The organism is Alsobacter sp. SYSU BS001988 (assembly GCF_054796215.1).
On sequence record NZ_JBTAMK010000012.1, the window covers coordinates 62591 to 79357 of the forward strand.

Annotated in this window: 13 protein-coding genes; 2 read left to right on the top strand and 11 right to left on the bottom strand. The window is 70.9% G+C overall.

The features are described 5' to 3' along the window. Positions 1 to 95 precede the first annotated feature (95 nt). Positions 96 to 3683 carry a transcription-repair coupling factor gene (mfd, locus tag ACYVO7_RS18970; RefSeq protein WP_460451376.1) on the top strand — a complete coding sequence of 1196 codons (3588 nt, stop codon included), beginning with the start codon at positions 96 to 98 and terminating at the stop codon, positions 3681 to 3683. A 23-nt stretch (positions 3684 to 3706) separates the two neighbouring features. Here the strand turns inward: mfd and ACYVO7_RS18975 are convergent, their stop codons facing one another. The 3 genes from ACYVO7_RS18975 to ACYVO7_RS18985 all read right to left on the bottom strand — a co-directional run bounded on the left by ACYVO7_RS18975 (position 3707) and on the right by ACYVO7_RS18985 (position 7688). Beyond that, a complete protein-coding gene (locus tag ACYVO7_RS18975; RefSeq protein ID WP_460451377.1) occupies positions 3707 to 4438 on the bottom strand; it encodes a DsbA family oxidoreductase in 732 nt (243 codons plus the stop codon). Positions 4439 to 4524: 86 nt separating this feature from the next. Next, positions 4525 to 5787 carry an AMP-binding protein gene (locus ACYVO7_RS18980; RefSeq protein WP_460451378.1) on the bottom strand — a complete coding sequence of 421 codons (1263 nt, stop codon included), beginning with the start codon at positions 5785 to 5787 and terminating at the stop codon, positions 4525 to 4527. Positions 5788 to 5831: 44 nt separating this feature from the next. Continuing rightward, the gene (locus tag ACYVO7_RS18985; RefSeq protein WP_460451379.1) at positions 5832 to 7688 is read right to left on the bottom strand and encodes an extracellular solute-binding protein; all 1857 of its coding nucleotides are present in this window, start codon (positions 7686 to 7688) and stop codon (positions 5832 to 5834) included. A 305-nt stretch (positions 7689 to 7993) separates the two neighbouring features. Between ACYVO7_RS18985 and ACYVO7_RS18990 the strand changes: the two genes are divergently transcribed. Then, positions 7994 to 8764, top strand: a complete 771-nt coding sequence (locus tag ACYVO7_RS18990) for an invasion associated locus B family protein (protein WP_406858062.1) — start codon at positions 7994 to 7996, stop codon at positions 8762 to 8764. Between the two features lie 72 nt (positions 8765 to 8836). Here ACYVO7_RS18990 and ACYVO7_RS18995 read toward each other — a convergent pair whose 3' ends face one another. From ACYVO7_RS18995 to ACYVO7_RS19030, 8 genes are all read right to left on the bottom strand, one after another. Further along, entirely contained in the window at positions 8837 to 9817 is a 981-nt protein-coding gene (locus tag ACYVO7_RS18995) for a hypothetical protein (protein WP_460451380.1), read from the bottom strand. Between the two features lie 66 nt (positions 9818 to 9883). Beyond that, on the bottom strand, positions 9884 to 10279 hold the full coding sequence (locus tag ACYVO7_RS19000) for a response regulator (RefSeq protein WP_460451381.1): 396 nt from the start codon (positions 10277 to 10279) through the stop codon (positions 9884 to 9886). A gap of 202 nt (positions 10280 to 10481) precedes the next feature. Then, positions 10482 to 11279, bottom strand: a complete 798-nt coding sequence (locus ACYVO7_RS19005) for an MBL fold metallo-hydrolase (RefSeq protein WP_460451382.1) — start codon at positions 11277 to 11279, stop codon at positions 10482 to 10484. After that, a complete protein-coding gene (locus ACYVO7_RS19010) occupies positions 11276 to 12073 on the bottom strand; it encodes a TatD family hydrolase (RefSeq protein ID WP_460451383.1) in 798 nt (265 codons plus the stop codon). Before ACYVO7_RS19010 ends, ACYVO7_RS19005 begins: the two co-directional genes overlap by 4 nt. 43 nt (positions 12074 to 12116) lie before the next feature. After that, entirely contained in the window at positions 12117 to 13658 is a 1542-nt protein-coding gene (gene metG / locus ACYVO7_RS19015; RefSeq protein ID WP_460451384.1) for a methionine--tRNA ligase, read from the bottom strand. A 30-nt stretch (positions 13659 to 13688) separates the two neighbouring features. Continuing rightward, on the bottom strand, positions 13689 to 14768 hold the full coding sequence (locus ACYVO7_RS19020) for a DNA polymerase III subunit delta' (RefSeq protein WP_460451385.1): 1080 nt from the start codon (positions 14766 to 14768) through the stop codon (positions 13689 to 13691). Beyond that, on the bottom strand, positions 14769 to 15443 hold the full coding sequence (gene tmk / locus ACYVO7_RS19025; protein WP_460451386.1) for a dTMP kinase: 675 nt from the start codon (positions 15441 to 15443) through the stop codon (positions 14769 to 14771). Beyond that, positions 15440 to 16723, bottom strand: coding sequence for a D-alanyl-D-alanine carboxypeptidase family protein (locus ACYVO7_RS19030; RefSeq protein ID WP_460451387.1), 1284 nt, complete (start codon positions 16721 to 16723; stop codon positions 15440 to 15442). The genes tmk and ACYVO7_RS19030 overlap by 4 nt, the downstream gene beginning before the upstream one ends. Positions 16724 to 16767: the final 44 nt, after the last annotated feature.

Here is a 16767-nt window from a genome sequence, read left to right on the forward strand (position 1 = left end):
GCGGGCCTTCGGGCCCGCTTCGACCCAGCCGGACGTCGCCCGGCGGTCTTGACCTTCGTCGCCCGGGCCCGAAAACGGGGTCCGGGTCACTTCGCATGGGAATCGCAAGCTCCGCCATGGCCAAGCCGCAACGCCCCGCCGACCGCCTCGCCGACCTCATCGGGTCGGGCCAGAGCCTCATCCTGTCCTCCGTGCCGGACGGGCTGGACGCGATGGTGGTGGCCGATCTCGCGCGCGTCCTGGCCCGCAAGGGGCCGGAGCGGCCGGCCGTGCTGGTCTATGTGGCGCGCGACGGCCAGCGGCAGGCGCTGCTGGAGAACGGCCTGGCCTTCGTCGCGCCCGAAATCGAGGTGCTGTCGCTCCCGGCGTGGGACTGCCAGCCCTATGACCGCGTGTCGCCGAACGCCGCCGTCGCGGCCAAGCGGATGACCGTGCTGGCCCGGCTGGCGCGCTCGCGCTCGGGCGAGGACAAGCCGCGCATCCTCACCACCACGATCAACTCGATGGTGCAGCGCGTGCCGCAGATGCGGCGGATCGGGGCGGAATCCTTCTCCGCCGCGCCCGGCAACATGGTCGATACGACGGCCCTGGCCGGCTGGCTGGAGACCAACGGGTTCCAGCGCACCTCGACGGTGCGAGAGACCGGCGAATACGCGGTGCGCGGCGGCATCATCGACCTCTATGCGCCGGGCCTGCCCGCGCCGGTGCGGCTCGACTTCTTCGGCGACGCGCTGGAGAGCATCCGGGCGTTCGACCCGGAGACGCAGCGCACAACCGGCCAGCTCCGGGCGCTCGATCTCGTGCCGATGAGCGAAGTCCAGCTGACGACGGAGAACATCCGGCGCTTCCGGCAGAACTACCTGGCGCTGTTCGGCGCGGCGACGCGCGACGACCTGCTCTACGAGGCCGTCAGCGAGGGTCGCCGCCATCCCGGGCTGGAGCACTGGCTGCCGCTGTTCCACGAGAAGCTGGACACGCTGTTCGACTATCTGGGCGGCGCGCCCGTGCTGCTGGACCACAACGCCGACGACGCCGCGGGCGAGCGCCTGGCGCAGGTGCAGGACTATTACGACGCCCGCAAGGCCGTGCTGGACAAGTCGCGCCAGCCGGGGGCGCCGTCCGGCCCGCCCTACAAGCCGCTGCCGCCGGAGATGCTCTATCTGACGCCCCAGGAATGGGCGGCCGCGCTCTCCGACGCGACGGTGACGCGCTTCACCCCCTTCGCCCAGCCCGAAGGCGCGGGGAGGGCCGTTCTGGACATGGGCGGCCGGCAGGGACGCAGCTTCGCGGCCGAGCGGGCCCATGAGGGAGAGAGCGGCGCCGCCAACGTGTTCGACGCGACCGTCGCCCATGTCCGCGCGCTGCAGCAGGATGGCAAGCGGGTGATCCTCTCCGCCTGGTCGGAGGGCTCGCGCGAGCGCCTGGCCCATGTGCTGGGCGACCACGGGCTGAAGGGCGCGGTCTCCGTGCAGGTGCTGGCGCACGCCATGGCGCAGCCGCGCAACGTCGCCACCCTGGCGGTCTGGGGCATGGAGGCCGGCTTCGAGACCGAGGACTTCGCGGTCGTCGCCGAGCAGGACATCCTGGGCGACCGGCTGGTGCGCAAGTCGCGGCGGTCGAAGCGCCCGCAGGACATGCTGGCGGAGGTCGGCAGCCTGACCCAGGGCGACCTCGTGGTGCATGTGGACCACGGCATCGGCCGCTTCGTCGGGCTGAAGTCGATCGACGCCGCCGGGGCCCCGCATGACTGCCTGGAGATCCACTACGCTGGCGACACCAAGCTGTTCCTGCCGGTGGAGAACATCGAGCTCCTGTCGCGCTACGGCTCGGAAGACACCGAGGTGGCGCTGGACCGCCTGGGCGGCGGCGCATGGCAGGCGCGGAAGGCCAAGCTCAAGCAGCGCATCCGCGAGATGGCGCATGCGCTCATCAAGATCGCGGCGGCCCGCGCCCTGAAGGAGGCGCCCCGCCTGGCGCCGCCGGACGGAGCCTATGACGAGTTCGCCGCCCGTTTCCCCTATGACGAGACCGAGGACCAGCAGAACGCCATCGACTCGGTGCTCGACGACCTCGGGTCCGGCCGGCCGATGGACCGGCTGATCTGCGGCGACGTGGGCTTCGGCAAGACCGAGGTGGCCCTGCGGGCCGCCTTCGCGGCCGCCATGGCGGGCCGGCAGGTCGCCGTCGTGGTGCCCACCACGCTGCTGGCGCGCCAGCACTACAAGACCTTCGCCGAGCGCTTCCACGGCCTGCCCGTGAAGGTGGCCCAGGCGTCGCGCTTCGTGCCGACGGCTGAGATGAAGGCCGTGAAGGCGGGAATCGCCAGCGGCGACATCGACATCGTGGTCGGCACCCACGCGCTGCTGGGCAAGGCGATCCAGTTCCGGGACCTGGCCCTGCTGATCGTCGACGAGGAGCAGCATTTCGGCGTCGCCCACAAGGAGCGCCTGAAGGACCTCAGGGCCGAGGTGCATGTGCTGACGCTCTCGGCCACCCCGATCCCGCGCACGCTTCAGCTCGCCCTCACGGGCGTCCGGGAGCTCTCCATCATCGCCACGCCGCCGGTGGACCGCCTGGCCGTGCGCACCTTCGTGACCCCGTTCGATCCGCTGCTGATCCGCGAGGCGCTGCTGCGCGAACGGTATCGGGGCGGCCAGAGCTTCTATGTCTGCCCCCGCATCGAGGACATCGCGGAGGCCCGAGCCTTCCTGGCCGCGGAGGTCCCGGAGGCCAAGGTCGCCATCGCGCATGGCCAGATGGCCGCGACGGAGCTCGAGGACGTCATGACGGCCTTCTACGAAGGCAAATACGACGTGCTGCTCTCCACGGCGATCGTGGAATCCGGCCTCGACATCCCGACCGCCAACACGCTCATCGTGCACCGGGCGGACATGTTCGGGCTGGGGCAGCTCTACCAGCTGCGCGGCCGGGTCGGACGCGGCAAGACGCGCGCCTACGCGCTGTTCACCGTGCCGGCCAACCGCACCCTCACCGTGCAGGCGGAGCGCAGGCTCAAGGTGCTCCAGTCGCTCGACACCTTGGGCGCGGGCTTCCAGCTCGCCAGCCACGATCTCGACATCCGCGGGGCGGGCAACCTGCTCGGCGACGAGCAGTCGGGCCACATCAAGGAGGTCGGCTACGAACTCTACCAGCAGATGCTGGAGGAGGCGGTGGCCCAGCTCAAGGCCGGCGTCACGGACGAGGACATCGAGGACGGCCGCTGGTCGCCCAGCATCACCATCGGCGCTCCGGTGATGATCCCGGAGCACTACGTGCCGGACCTGCACCTGCGGCTGGGGCTCTACAAGCGGCTGTCGACGCTGGACACGGACCAGGAGATCGAGGGCTTCGGGGCGGAGCTGATCGACAGGTTCGGGCCGTTGCCCGACGAGGTGAAGCAGCTGCTCGCCATCGTGGGCATCAAGGCCTTGTGCCGCCGGGCCAATGTCGAGAAGGTCGACGCCGGTCCCAAGGGCCTGATCGTGAGCTTCCGCGACAACGCCTTCGCCAACCCGGAAGGCCTCGTGCGCTATGTCGGCGAGCAGGGCTCGCTGGCCAAGGTGCGCCCCGACATGCGCATCGTGTTCATCCGCGATTTCGACGACGTCGAGGAGCGCCTGAAGGGCGCCGCCACAATCCTGCGCAACCTGGCGCGCATCGCCGAGACCAAGAAGGCGGCGTGAGGCGGCGGAGCGGGGAGGGGGCGCTACCCCTCGTCGGCCTCGCCGGCCGTGAAGGCTTGCGCGATGGCGCCGGCCAGGACGTCGGCGGGCTGGGCGCCGGAGGCGGCGTAGCGGCCCGAGAAGATGAAGAAGGGCACGCCCTGCACGCCGACCTGCTGGGCCTGCTCGATCTCCCGCTGGACCTCGGGGGCGGCCTCGGCCGAGCGCAGGAAGTCGGCGGCCTCCTCGCGGTCCATGCCGACCAGCGCGGCCCGGTCCGCCAGAACCTCCAGGTCGCCGATGTCGAGCCCCTCGACGAAGAAGGCGCTGAACAGCGATTCCACCAGCGCGCCCTGCACGCCCCATGTCCACGACCAGCGGATGAGCCGATGCGCGTCGAGCGTGTTGGGCGAGCGCCGGATCGCGTCGAAGGCGAAGGGGATGTCTTCCTCGCGGCCGATCTCGACGAGCCGCGCATGGACCTCGGCGAGCCGGTCGCCGAACTTGCGCGTCATGTACTCCTTGCGGTCGTGACCGCCGGCCGGGATCGTCGGATCGAGCTGGAAGGGGCGCCAGCGCACCACGACGGGCGTCTCCGGCTGCATCTCCAGCGCCTTGTCGAGGCGCCGCTTGCCGACATAGCACCAGGGGCAGACGACGTCCGAGACGACGTCGATGGTGACGGGCTCGACGGCGGGGACCGGCTCCTGCGCAGCGGCCTCGTCGGCCTGGCGGATCGGGTCGTCGCGATGGGAGTCGAAGGGGTCGTGTGACATGGGCCGCTCCCGTGTGCGCGTCCTGTCGGACGGGGTGTGTTGGCCAGCAAGCTAGGGCGATCGGCGCAAAGAGCAAATCGCCGGGCTCAGGCGGGATCCACCTGCAGGATGCGGCCCCGTTCGGCGCGCACCGCATGGCCAGTCGCAAGCCAGGCGAGGCCGGCGCGCGGGCCGTCGTCCTCAAACGCGCTGACGGCGGCGCCCCGGACCTCGATCTGCTCGCCCGGGCCGGCCCGCGCCTCCAGGATCAGGGCGCCGTCAGGCCCGTCGGGCAGGCGCGCGGCGTCCAGAGCGAGGCCGGGCAGGCCCTCGCCGGTGCGCGCCGCGAGCAGCATGGCGCGCTCGCCGAGCGCGACGGCGTCGATGACGGGGGACTCGCGCCGGCGCAGCCTGTCGCGCTGGTCGAAGCGCGCCGGCGGGCGATGCAGCAAAACGGTGGAGCTGAGCGTCTCGGTCGCCAGCAGGCCGGCCTGCTGCAGCGACGGCTCCAGCCCGGCGGGCGCGACCAGATGCGGCTTGACCATCATGCCGAGCTGCAGGAGCAGCGTCGCGGCGTCGAAGACGCCGTGCAGGTGCAGGGTCGCCCCCGTCAGTAGCGCCGGGATCAGGCCCGTGCAGAGCGCGGCGGCGCTGACCGGAGCCAGGGTCGACAGGATGGGCTCGGCCGAGCCGAGGCCGCACTGGGTGACCATCCCCAGCGCGGCGGCGGCGAGCGCCTCCTGGTCGTGCCCGATCCAGCGCGCGCCGGAGGGCCGAAGGTCGAGCGTCAGGATGGGAGCGGGGGCGCCGTCCGGCGCGTCGAACGGGATGTGGAAGCCGGTGTCGACGCTGCGGATGAGGGTGTCGGAGAGGGGGATCACGCCCGCCGGCAGCCTGTCGCCGAAAGCGAGCACATAGCGCGGCCCGTCCGGCGCGGCGGCCGCGGCGCGCATGATCTCGGCCGGACGCAGGCGCCCGAGCGCGCCGACGGTCACGATGGCCTTGGCGCCGGCCTCCCTCAGCGCGTCGAGCAGCGTTTCGGGCTGCAGCCAGACGGGCAGCAGGCAGGGAACGTAGCCAGCCTTCAGGATGGCCAGGAGAGCCAGCGGCGCCTCGATCGTGCCGCCCAGCGCCACGAGGATGCGGCTGCCGCGCGCCAGGCCGATCTCCTCCAGCCGATGCACCAGCCCGTCGATGGTGGCGGCGGCCTCCGCATAGGTGCGGCGGGTGATCCGCCCGCCGCTGGTCACCGGCTCGGCGAAAGCGAGCGCCTGTCCGTTGAGGTTGGCGCTGCCCTGGAACAGGTCGACGAGCGTCACCCCGGACCACGGCGCGGTCGCGGCGCTTTCGATGTCGATGGCGTGGCTCACCGCACGGCTCGCACAATTCCTGTTGCGCGTTCACCTTGCCCGAGTCAGGGCGATTCTCGCCAGAGCGTCTCGGGGAGAAAACCGAACAGCGAGGCGCGGGCGGGCCGTTTCACGGCCGCCGTGTGGGCGATCCACTGTTCGGGCTGGTTGAAGAGCGGCACGACGTAGAACCCCGACAGCAGGACTCGGTCGAGCGCGCGGGTCGCGTCGACGAAGTCCGCCCGCTCGCGCGCCGACAGCATGGCCTCGATCAAGGCGTCAATGGCGGGCGATCGCGCGCCCGCATAATTCAGCGAGCCCGACCGATCCGCCGACCGGCTTCCCCAGCGGCCATACTGCTCGTTGCCGGGGGAGGGGGAGGCGCCCCAGGTGAACTGGATCATGTCGAAATCGAAGGCGGTCAGCCGGCGCCAGTACTGCACGTCGTCGACGAGCCGCACGCGCATCTCGACGCCGATGCGCCGGAGCGCCTGGGCGAAGTTGAGGGCGAGGCGCTCCTGGACCCGGCTCGCGGACACGAACTCGAAGCTGAACGGCTCGCCCGTGCGCAGGTCCCGCAGCGCGCCGTCGCGCAGGACGTAGCCGGCCTCCTCCAGCAGGGCGATCGCCCGGCGGGCCTGCTCCCGGTCGCGGCCGCTGCCGTCGGCCTGCGCCGGGGTCCAGCGCCCGTCCAGGATGTCGGCGCGCGCCGCGCCGGGGAAGCGCGCCAGCAGCGTCCGTTCCGCATCCGAGGCGGGGCGGCCCGTCGAGGCGAGGTCCGAGCCCTCGAAATAGCTCGTAGTGCGGCGATAGACGCCGGCGAAGAGGTTGCGGTTCACCCAGTCGAAGTCGAACAGGAGGCCCAGCGCCTCGCGCACCCGCACATCCGCGAAAAACGGCCGGCGGGTGTTGAACACGAGCGCGTTCATGCCCTTGGGCGTGCGCACCGGCACGGGGTCCTTCACCACGCGGCCATCGCGGACGGCGGGGAAGTCATAGCCGCCAACCCAGCGCGTGGGGCTGTCCTCCGCCCGGACGTCGTAGAGGCCGCCCTTGAACGCCTCGAACAGGCTGTTGGCGTCGCGGAAATAGTCGAACCGGATCTCGTCGGCGTTGTGCAGGCCGCGCGCAATGGGCAGGTCCCTGGCCCAGTAATCCGGGTTTCGCCGATAGGTGACGCTCTCGCCGGGCTTCACGGCGGCGACCATGTAGGGCCCCGTGCCGACCGGCGGGGCGAGGTTGGTCTGTTCGAAGGTCTCCGGGTTCATGGCGTGGCGGGCGAAGACCGGCATCAGGGCCAGGATCAGCGGCAGTTCGCGGTCATCCGCGCCGGCGAGGTCGAACCGCACCGTCCTGTCGTCCGGCGCCTCGGCCTTGGCGACCTTCCCGTACCAACTCCTGAAGTTCGGCTTTCCCTTCTCCTTGAGCAGGTTGAAGGTGAACAGCACGTCCGCCGCGGTCACCGGGACGCCGTCGGAGAACCTCGCCTTGGGATTCAGCCGGAACTGCACCCAGCTGCGATCGTCCGGCGTCTCGATGGTCTCGGCGACGAGCCCATAGAGCGAGAAAGGCTCGTCGAAGGACCGCGCCATCAGGCCCTGGAAGACGAGCGCCGTCGGCGGCGCGACGCCCTGGGCCGCGATGCCGCGGACCGCGAACGGGTTCAGCGTGTCGAAGGTGCCCTGAACGCCGAAGACGATGCGCCCGCCCTTGGGCGCGTCCGGGTTGACATAGGGGAGGGCGGCGAAGCCGGGCGGCAGAGCCGGTTCCCCATGCATGGCGACGCCGTGCCGCGGTTGGGGCCAGGCCGGGCCCGCGCCGACCGTCGCGGCGCAGAGCAGGGCGAGGAAGCCCAGCGCAAGGGCCGGGGAGGGACGGCGTTTCGGCCGCCGGCCAGGGTTGATTCGAGCGTCTGTGACCACGGCGCAGCCTATCATGGCCCGTCACGAGAGCGGCAAGCCGGCCATCCGCCAGGTTGCGCTGCGGTCGGAGGGCGACTTTTCGGCTGGAAACCCTTGATGGAACAAGCTATGAGGCATCGGCCTCGTCATCCTGACGCCTCAATCAGCGCCGATGCAGCGGCCTGGGATCGTCGGGACTGTCTTGGCCATCCGGCGCGCGCGCATCCGTCGATGGGCTGATTGTCCGGCGCGGGTCGGGCGTCGCTCATTCGATCTCTTCGCCGGCAGCCGCCGTCGTCCCATCCAATCGAAGAGGAATTATCCTGATGTCTTTCGACCGGTGGTCCGCTCTGCGCCCGCGCCGGCTGGCGCTCCTCACCGCCGCCTCCTTGATGGTCGCTGCGCCGGCGCTCGCCCAGACGAAGCCTGCTGCCCCCAAGCCCGCCGCCCCGGCTTCTCCCGCGCAGCCCGCCGCCCCGCAGGGGCAGGCCGCCGCGCCGCAGGGCCCCACGGTGGTGCAGGTGAAGCCCGAGCCGTCCCAGGCCGACTGGGTGAAGGTGTGCGGGAAGGATCCGGCCGCCGGCAAGGAAATCTGCTACACGACCCGCGACTTCGTCTCCGACCAGGGCCAGCCGGTCCTCGCCGTCGCCGTCTATGACGTGAAGGGCGACGCCAACAAGATCGTGCGCTTCCTGATGCCGCTCGGCCTGCTGCTGCAGCCGGGCATCCGCTACGCGGCGGACAATGGCGGCGCCCAGAGCGGCCGCTACGCGATCTGCTTCCCGAACGGCTGCTTCGCCGAGGGGCCGGTGAAGGAGGACGTGATCAACTCCTTCAAGAAGGCCACGAACCTCAACATCAGCGTGCAGAACCAGTTCACGCGCGAAGTGACGTTCCAGGTGCCGATGGCCGGCTTCGGCAAGGCCTATGACGGCGCGCCGATCGACCCGGCGGTGCTGGAGCAGCAGCAAAAGCAGCTCCAGGAGCAGATGCAGAAGCAGGCCGACGACATGCGCAAGAAGCTCGAGCAGAGCGGCGGCGCGGCCCCGGCCCCCGGCGCGGCCGCTCCCGCCCCGGCGACGCCGCCGAAGCCCTGACCGCGGGCCGGCAGCCTCGATATCTCCGCAGCGGGCGGGCCTGAATGGGCCCGCCCGCTGGCGTTTGCGGGATCAGTCCGCGTCGGTGGCGAGCGCCTTCACGATGGCGGCCTCGATCTCCTGCGCGACCGCGCCCGTCATGTGCGAGCCGTCCCAGAAGGATTCCTTGCTGCGGCTGACCGGCGTATCGCGATGGAAGTCGAGAAAGCGCGTGTGCGGGCGTTGCGTGGCGATCGCGGCGATGCGGGCCTTGCAGGCGGCTTCGGCGGCGTCCTCGCGCGACCCTGGCGGGGCCAACAGAGGCGCGTAAACGGGCGGGGCGACGATCACGACCCTGGTCATGGGCGGCAGGGCCCGGATCCGGTCGCTCAGCGCCTCGACGGCCGGGAAGGGGCCCTCGAACTGCGCCATGGGCCGCTTCTGGCTGGCGTCGATCCGGGTGGCGGCGGCCGCCTCGGCCCAGACCTTGTTGGCCTCGTAGTTCCAGAACCCGTCGGCGTCCGCCAGGCTGGCGGCGCGCGCGGAGCCTGACAGCAGCGTGACGGCGTCCTCGACCAGGGTGTAGCGGAACGCCCCGCCCAGATAGGCGGCGAGCCCCGGCGCGTAGAGCCAGAACGGAAACGGCCCGACCTGCAGGCTCTGGCGCGCCCCCACGCCGGTGCGGCAGGTGAACTCGTCCACGCCGAAGATGAGGATGCGCGGCGGGGCAGGGCGCCAGCGCATGAAATAATCGAGCACCGCCAGCTGCTCCGGGATCCCGGAGCCCGGCACGATCAGCGACGCGAAGGTCGCGCCGGTGGCGGCGCCGAGCCGCGCCGGCGACAGCAGCTGCACATGGGAGTTGCCGAGCACGGCGGCGTCGAACCGCGCGTTCCGGGCGCGGCTGGCGTTGGCCGTCCGGGGCGCCTGCTCGCGGGTGAAGCCGAGGCCCAGGCCCCTGATCCGCCCGGTGTCGTAGGGGTCGACGACCAGGATCAGCGCCGCCACGGCCGCCGCAGCCGCGACGGCGGTCACGGCCCAGACCTGGAGGATAGCGCGCCAAGGGTTCGTCATCGCGCGAAGCCGTAAGGCGTTCGCCATGGCGTTTCAACCCTGGGCCATCTGCCCGGGGCCGGCTCTTCAGCGCCGCGGAAGACTTCTCCGCGCCGTTTCGGCGACGCAGGCCGCGAAGGCGTTCGATTCCACAGGCTTCTCGAAGATCGGCACATGGCCGTATCGGGCGGGAATCTCTTCCGCCGCATAGCCCGTCACGAACAGGCACGGCACGCCGAGGCCGTCGGCCAGGTCGACCAGTCGAAACGACGTCTCGGTTCCGATGGTGACGTTGAGGACGGCCGCGTTCAGCTCCGGGTGTCGGGCCGACAGGCAGCGGAACGCCTCGGCCAGATCGGGAATGGGTCCGAGCACCTGGGCGCCGAAGTCCATCAGGGCGTCCGCGAGGCAGCGGCCCAGAAGCCCGTTGTCTTCGACGAGGAGAACGCGAAAGCCCGTGAGATCGGTCTCGACGTCGGTCATCACGTGCTCCATCGGTCCGACCGCGGGCCCCGCGCAGGGCAACGGACCTAAGCCGGCAAGGCTCCATGGCGGCGCAGGGACGGGGGTCAAAACGTACGCCGGCCGCAGGGTCGCACGGCCAGGGCGGCCCATCCGTGATTCGCATAAGATATATTATGGAACCTAAATGGACTCCGGGACCGGGCCGAAGCCGCAGGATCGGTCAGGCCTCCAGCACCATGCCGTCATAGGCCGGCTCCACGCCGGCCGGCAGATCGCGGCGAAGCGCCTCGTAGTCGAGGTCGGTGTGCAGATTGGTGACCACCGCGCGCCGCGGCTTCATGCGGGCGATCCAGTCGAGCGCCTCGGGCAACGAGAAATGCGTTGGATGCGGCGTCGGCCGCAGCGCGTCCACGATCCACAGGTCGAGGCCCTCGAGCAGCGGCAGGCTGGCTTCGGGAATCGCATTGACGTCAGGCGTATAGGCCACGGCGCCGAAGCGGAATCCGAGCGCGTCGTAGTTCGGGCCGTGATGCACCGGGATCGGCAGCGCCTTGAGCGCGCCGCCGGCGCCGTCCACCACCACCGGATGGCCGGGCGTGATCCGGAATTCGCGCAGGATCGGCGGATAGTCGCTGCCCGGCGGCGACGCGAAGCAGTACGAGAACCGGTGGCGCATCAGGTCGGAGGTCGTCTGGTCCATGAAGGCCGGCAGCACCCGGCGCATGTGGATGACCAGCGGCCGGACGTCGTCGATGCCATGCGTGTGGTCGGCGTGGTCATGAGTGTAGAGCAGCGCGTCGAGGTGGCGGACGTCGGCGGAGAGCAACTGCTCGCGCGCGTCCGGCGACGTGTCGACCAGAACGCTCGTGACGCCGTCGCGGCCGGTCCGCTCGACCAGGATCGAGCAGCGCCGGCGGCGGTTCCGCGGATTGGCCGGGTCGCATTTGCCCCAGCCGCCGCCGACCCGCGGCACGCCGCCAGACGAGCCGCATCCCAGGATGGTGATCCGGACCGTCATGCGGCGCTGGCCCGCGCCGGACGCACGGCCTTGTCGAAGAGCCGGAAGAAGTTGTCCGTCGTGGCCTGGGCCATGGACTCGGGGCTCACGCCCTTGACCCTGGCGAGCACGGCGTTGGTGTGGACCACATAGGCCGGCTCGTTGCGCTTTCCGCGATGCGGCGGCGGCGCCAGATAGGGCGCGTCCGTCTCCACCAGCAGCCGGTCCATCGGGACCTCGGCGGCGATGGCCCGGATCTCTTCGGAGCGGTTGAAGGTGAGGATGCCCGAGAAGGAGACGAAGAGCCCCAGCCGGAGGCCGGCGCGGGCCAGCTCCGGCCCGGACGAGAAGCAGTGGAGAACCGCCTTGAAGGCGCCCTGCCCGGTCTCGTCCTCCAGGATGCGGATCATGTCCTCGTCGGCGTCTCGCGCATGGATCACGAGCGGAAGCCCGGTGGCGCGCGCCGCCGCGATGTGGGTGCGGAACACGCGCTCGGACACGTCCTTCGGACTGTAGCCGTAGTGGTAGTCGAGCCCGGCCTCGCCGACGCCGACGCAGCGCGGATGCGCCGCCAGCGCGACGAGTTCGTCCGCCGAGACGTCCGGCTCCTCGGCGGCCTGATGCGGATGCGTGCCGATGGTGAAGAACACGTCCGCATAGCGCTCCGCCAGGGCGCGGTACGCCTGCGCCTTCGCGACCCGGGTCGAGATGGTCAGCATCGCGCCGACGCCCGCCGCACGGGCCCGCGCCACGACGTCGTCGAGCTCGGGCGCGAAGTCCGGGAAGTCCAGGTGGCAATGGCTGTCGACAAGCATGGGATTGTCTAACACGAGAGACGTTTCAAGGCCTTATAGCCGTTCATTCAGGTTCTACATAACGCGGGAAGATGGGCGAGGGCGCCGGCAGGACCGTTCCCGGCACGATCCGGGCCCCCTCCCCGACCTGGGCGAAATCGCGGGCCTGCGCCGGAGAGCCAAGCAGGTCCAGCAGCTTGCCGGCGGCCTGCGGGATCACCGGCTGGGCCATGATGGCGATGGCGCGCAGCGCCTCGGCGGTGACGTAGAGCACCGTCGCGAAACGCTCCGGGTCGGTCTTGCGCTTCACCCAGGGCTCTTCGCTGGCGAAGTAGCGGTTGGCGTCGCCCACCACGCGCCAGATCTCGGCCAGCATGCTGTGAAGGGCGAGGTTCTCCATGGCGTCGCGCGCCCGCCGCGGCAGGTCGTCCGCGGCGGCCAGGATGGCGGCGTCGGCGGGCGTCAGCGGACCGGGCGTCGGCACGACGCCGTCGAGGTTCTTGGCGACCATGGACAGCGAACGCTGCGCCAGGTTGCCCAGGTCATTGGCGAGGTCGGCGTTGATGCGGCCGACGATCGCCTCGTGCGAATAATTGCCGTCCTGCCCGAACGGCACCTCCCGCAGGAAGAAGTAGCGCAGCTGGTCCACGCCGTAATGCTCGGCCAGCGTGAACGGGTCGATCACGTTGCCGACCGACTTCGACATCTTCTCCCCGCGATTGAACAGGAAGCCGTGGCCGAAGACGCGCTTGGGCAGGGGCCAGTCGGCCGACATCAGGAAGGCCGGCCAGTAGACCGTGTGGAAGCGGACGATGTCCTTGCCGATGACGTGCACGTCCGCCGGCCAGAAATGCGCCCGCGGCGTGTCGTGCGGATAGCCGGTCGCGGTGACGTAGTTGGTCAGCGCGTCGACCCAGACATACATGACGTGCTTGGGGTCGCCCGGCACCGGGATGCCCCAGTCGAAGGCGGTGCGGCTGACCGAGAGGTCCTTGAGGCCGCCGCGGACGAAGCTGGCGATCTCGTTGCGCCGCTCCTCCGGGGAGATGAAGGCGGGCTGCTGGTCGTAGAGCGCCAGCAGACGGTCCTGATAGGCGGAGAGACGGAAGAAATAGCTCTCCTCCTCCACCCACTCCACGGGCGCGCCGGAGGGGCCGCGCCGGACCTGGTCCGCGCCGACGCTGGTCTCGCTCTCGGCGTAATAGGCTTCGTCCCGCACCGAGTACCAGCCCGCGTAGGAGGCGAGATAGATGTCCCCCTTGGCCTGCATCCGCTTCCAGATCTCCTGGCAGGCGCGATGATGGCGCTCCTCGGTGGTGCGGATGAAGTCGTCGTTGGAGGCGTTCAGCGCGGCCGCCATGGCGCGGAAGACCGCGGCGTTGCGGTCGGCCAGCTCCTGGGCGGTGACTCCCTCGCGCGCCGCCGTCTGCAGCATCTTCTGCCCGTGCTCGTCGGTGCCGGTGAGGAAGAAGACGTCGAAGCCGTCGAGGCGCTTGAAGCGCGCGATCGCGTCGGTGGCGATCAGCTCATAGGCGTGCCCGATATGCGGAGCGCCGTTGGGATAGGAAATCGCAGTGGTGATGTAATAGCTCGGCTTTTCAGCCATGACGGCCTCGGTCTCTCACAAAACGGAGCCTCAGGCCGCGCGCGACGCCCGGAGCGCGTCCGAGAGGTCCGAGAATAGGGTCAGGACAAGCGCCCGGCGGTCCAGATTATAGGTGTCCGTCTCTCGCACCGAGCGCGCCACCTTGTCCCATACCTCCGCCAGGGGTGCAAGGCGGCGGGCGCCCTCCCCGGCCCGGGCCGCGGTCTGCTCGCCCAGCCACGCGAAGATCGTCTCCATCGCCGTCTCATAGGCCGCGTCGTTGGCCTTGCCGGCCAGCCCCTCGGCGATGGCGTGGGCGTCCTTCCAGTCCAGCGCCGGCAAGCGGTCCAGGGCGGCTCGGACATGCTCGACGATGGCGAGCAGTCCCTCGTCCATCAGCTTGTAGGCGCCCCGCACCGAACCGTCGGCCAGCGCGGCCGCCCGGTCGACGAGCGCGGCGTCCGGCGCCTCGCCGTCGTCCACGGGCGCCGACCGGACAGCCCGCCCGATATCGTCGGGCCGCAGAGTGCGGAAACGCAGCAGCCGACACCGCGACCGAATCGTCGGAAGCAGCCGGCCAGGCATGTGCGACACGATGAGAAACAAGGACTTGGGCGGCGGTTCCTCAACGATTTTGAGAAGCGCGTTGGCGCCAGGAATGTTGAGGTCCTCGGCGCAGTCGACGATGCAGACGCGCCAGCCGCCCTCCCCGGCGGTCGAGCCGAAGAACGACACCGCCTTGCGCACCAGATCCACCGGGATCTGCGACGGCATGGACTTCTTCTCCAGGTTCCATTGCCGGCGGACCACGAACAGGCTGGTGTGGGCCAGCGCCGCCACGCGGCGCGCGACCGCGCTGTCGGGCGGGGTGGCGAGGTCCCGCGCCTGCGTCAGGGCGGGGGAGCGCTGGTCCGGGTGCGCGAGGACGAAGCGGGCGGCGCGGTAGGCGAAGGTTGCCTTTCCGACGCCCTCCGGCCCGCCCAGGATCCAGGCGTGGGGGAACCGCCCTCCCCTGTAGGCGTCCAGAAAGGCGGTCTCGGCCGCCGACTGCCCGACCAGCGCCGACGTCATCCGCGGATGCGGCGCGCCGTCCAGCCGATCGGCTTCCGGGGCGTCCTGGTCCTGCGCCATCTAGCTCGCGCGCTCCCTGGCCTTGTGCGGCGCGACCAGCCGCGCGTCGACGACGCCCATCAGGGACGCCGTCACGGCGTCCGGATCGAGGCTGGCGTCGACGATGGCGCAGCGTTGCGGATCGCGGCTGGCGATCTCCAGGAAGGCTTGCCGCAGCCGCTCGTGGAAGGCCAGCGATTCCTGCTCGAAGCGGTCGACCTCGCCCGTCCCTCGCCGGCGGGCCGCCCGCGCCAGGCCGGCGGCGGCGGGCAGGTCCAGCACGAGCGTCAGGTCGGGCCTGGCGTCGCCGACGGCGATGCGCTCCAGCGCGCCCAGCGTCGCGTCGTCGAGTCCGCCCAGCGCGCCCTGATAGGCGCGGGTGGAGTCGGCGAAGCGGTCGCAGACGACCCATGTCCCGCGCTCCAGGGCCGGCCGGATCGTCTTCGCGACATGGTCGGCCCGCGCGGCGGCGAACAGCAGCGCCTCGGCCACGGGGGCCAGCCGCTCGGCCGAGCCCGACAGGATGACGGCGCGGATCTCCTCGGCCCGCGGCGAGCCGCCGGGCTCGCGGGTGGCGATGGCGTCGACGCCCCTCTGGGCCAGGGCCGAAACCAGCCGGGCGGCCTGGGTCGACTTGCCCGTCCCCTCCCCGCCTTCCAGCGTGATGAAGCGGCCGCGCCCGCGCGCCTGGCTCACGACCCGGACTTCTGGAACTTGTTGCGCACGACGCCGACGGCGAACTCGGTCGCGGCGTCCATGGCGCGCTTGGTCAGCGACCCGGGCTCGGAGGCCTCGTCCGCATAGACCGGAAGGTCCAGGACCTGCGTCTCGCCGCGCATGATGCGCATGCGGCCGATCTCCTGCCCGGCCTTCACGGGCGGGCGCAGCGGGCCCTGGTAGACGATGCGGCCGCTGAGGCGCTCCGTGCTGCCCCGGGGCGTCAGCACCTTCACGGGCCCGTTGGCGACCAGCCTCACCGAGCCGGGCTGGCCGCCGAACACCTTGGCTTCGCCGACGGCGGCGCCGGCCGGGAAGACCTCCTTGGCCTCGAAGGAGCGGAACCCCCAGTTGAGAATCCGCCGCGACTCCTCCGACCGGTCCTTGGAGGTCTTCAGCCCGTTGACGACCACGATCAGCCGCTGGCCGTTCTGCACGGCGGAGCCGACCAGACCGAAGCCCGATTCGCCGACATTGCCGGTTTTCAGCCCGTCGGCGCCGACATCCAGCGTCAGCAGCGGGTTGCGGTTCTGCTGGCGGATCTTGTTCCAGGTGAATTCGCGCAGGGCGAACACCTTGTACTGCTCCGGATAGGTCTTGATGATGTGGTGGGCCAGGATCGCGAGTTCGCGCGCGGTCACCCGCTGGTCCGGATCGGGTAGGCCGGTGGCGTTTGTGAAGGTCGACTTCGTCATCCCGAGCTCGCGCGCCCGGGCCGTCATGCGGGAGGCGAACGCTCCCTCGCTGCCGGCCAGCCCCTCGGCGACCGCGATCGCAGCGTCGTTGCCGGACTGCACGGCGATTCCGGGAATCAGGTCGGAGATCTTCACCCGGCTGTTCAGCGCGGCGAACATCGACGATCCCCCCGAGGGGCCGCCGCCCCGCCGCCAGGCGCTCTCGGAGATCAGGAACTCGTCGTCCGGCTTGACCTTGCCCTCGGCCAGGGCCTTGAACAGCAGCTCGATGGTCATGAGCTTGGCCATGCTGGCCGGCACCATGAGCTCGTCCGCGGCCTTCTCGTAGAGCACCGCGCCGCTCTCGAAGTCCATCAGGATGGCGTAGGGCGCGGAGGTCTGGAAGCCCTGCTGGGCGCCGCCGCCCTGCTGCTGCGCCCGAGCCGCCTTGTCAGGGACCGCGGCGCCGGCGAGGGCCAGCAGCGCGCAGAGCGCGGCCGCGATCCCGGCCCGCCATGGCGAGGCCCGGCCGGCGCGGCCCTTCGAAGGCCCGTCACCCGAATCGCTGAAGGAAATCCACCGCATCGCCGCCATCCTTGGTCCCGCTCCGCAGAATGGGCGGGCGAACC

Bases quoted from the DNA above. Each gene is read 5' to 3' on its own strand.
- ACYVO7_RS19010 (WP_460451383.1), bottom strand. From the start codon at position 12,073: ATGCTTGTCGACAGCCATTGCCACCTGGACTTCCCGGACTTCGCGCCC.
- mfd (WP_460451376.1), top strand. From the start codon at position 96: ATGGGAATCGCAAGCTCCGCCATGGCCAAGCCGCAACGCCCCGCCGAC.
- ACYVO7_RS19000 (WP_460451381.1), bottom strand. From the start codon at position 10,279: ATGACCGACGTCGAGACCGATCTCACGGGCTTTCGCGTTCTCCTCGTC.
- ACYVO7_RS18975 (WP_460451377.1), bottom strand. From the start codon at position 4,438: ATGTCACACGACCCCTTCGACTCCCATCGCGACGACCCGATCCGCCAG.
- ACYVO7_RS19005 (WP_460451382.1), bottom strand. From the start codon at position 11,279: ATGACGGTCCGGATCACCATCCTGGGATGCGGCTCGTCTGGCGGCGTG.
- ACYVO7_RS19020 (WP_460451385.1), bottom strand. From the start codon at position 14,768: ATGGCGCAGGACCAGGACGCCCCGGAAGCCGATCGGCTGGACGGCGCG.
- ACYVO7_RS19030 (WP_460451387.1), bottom strand. From the start codon at position 16,723: ATGCGGTGGATTTCCTTCAGCGATTCGGGTGACGGGCCTTCGAAGGGC.
- ACYVO7_RS18995 (WP_460451380.1), bottom strand. From the start codon at position 9,817: ATGACGAACCCTTGGCGCGCTATCCTCCAGGTCTGGGCCGTGACCGCC.
- metG (WP_460451384.1), bottom strand. From the start codon at position 13,658: ATGGCTGAAAAGCCGAGCTATTACATCACCACTGCGATTTCCTATCCC.
- ACYVO7_RS18990 (WP_406858062.1), top strand. From the start codon at position 7,994: ATGTCTTTCGACCGGTGGTCCGCTCTGCGCCCGCGCCGGCTGGCGCTC.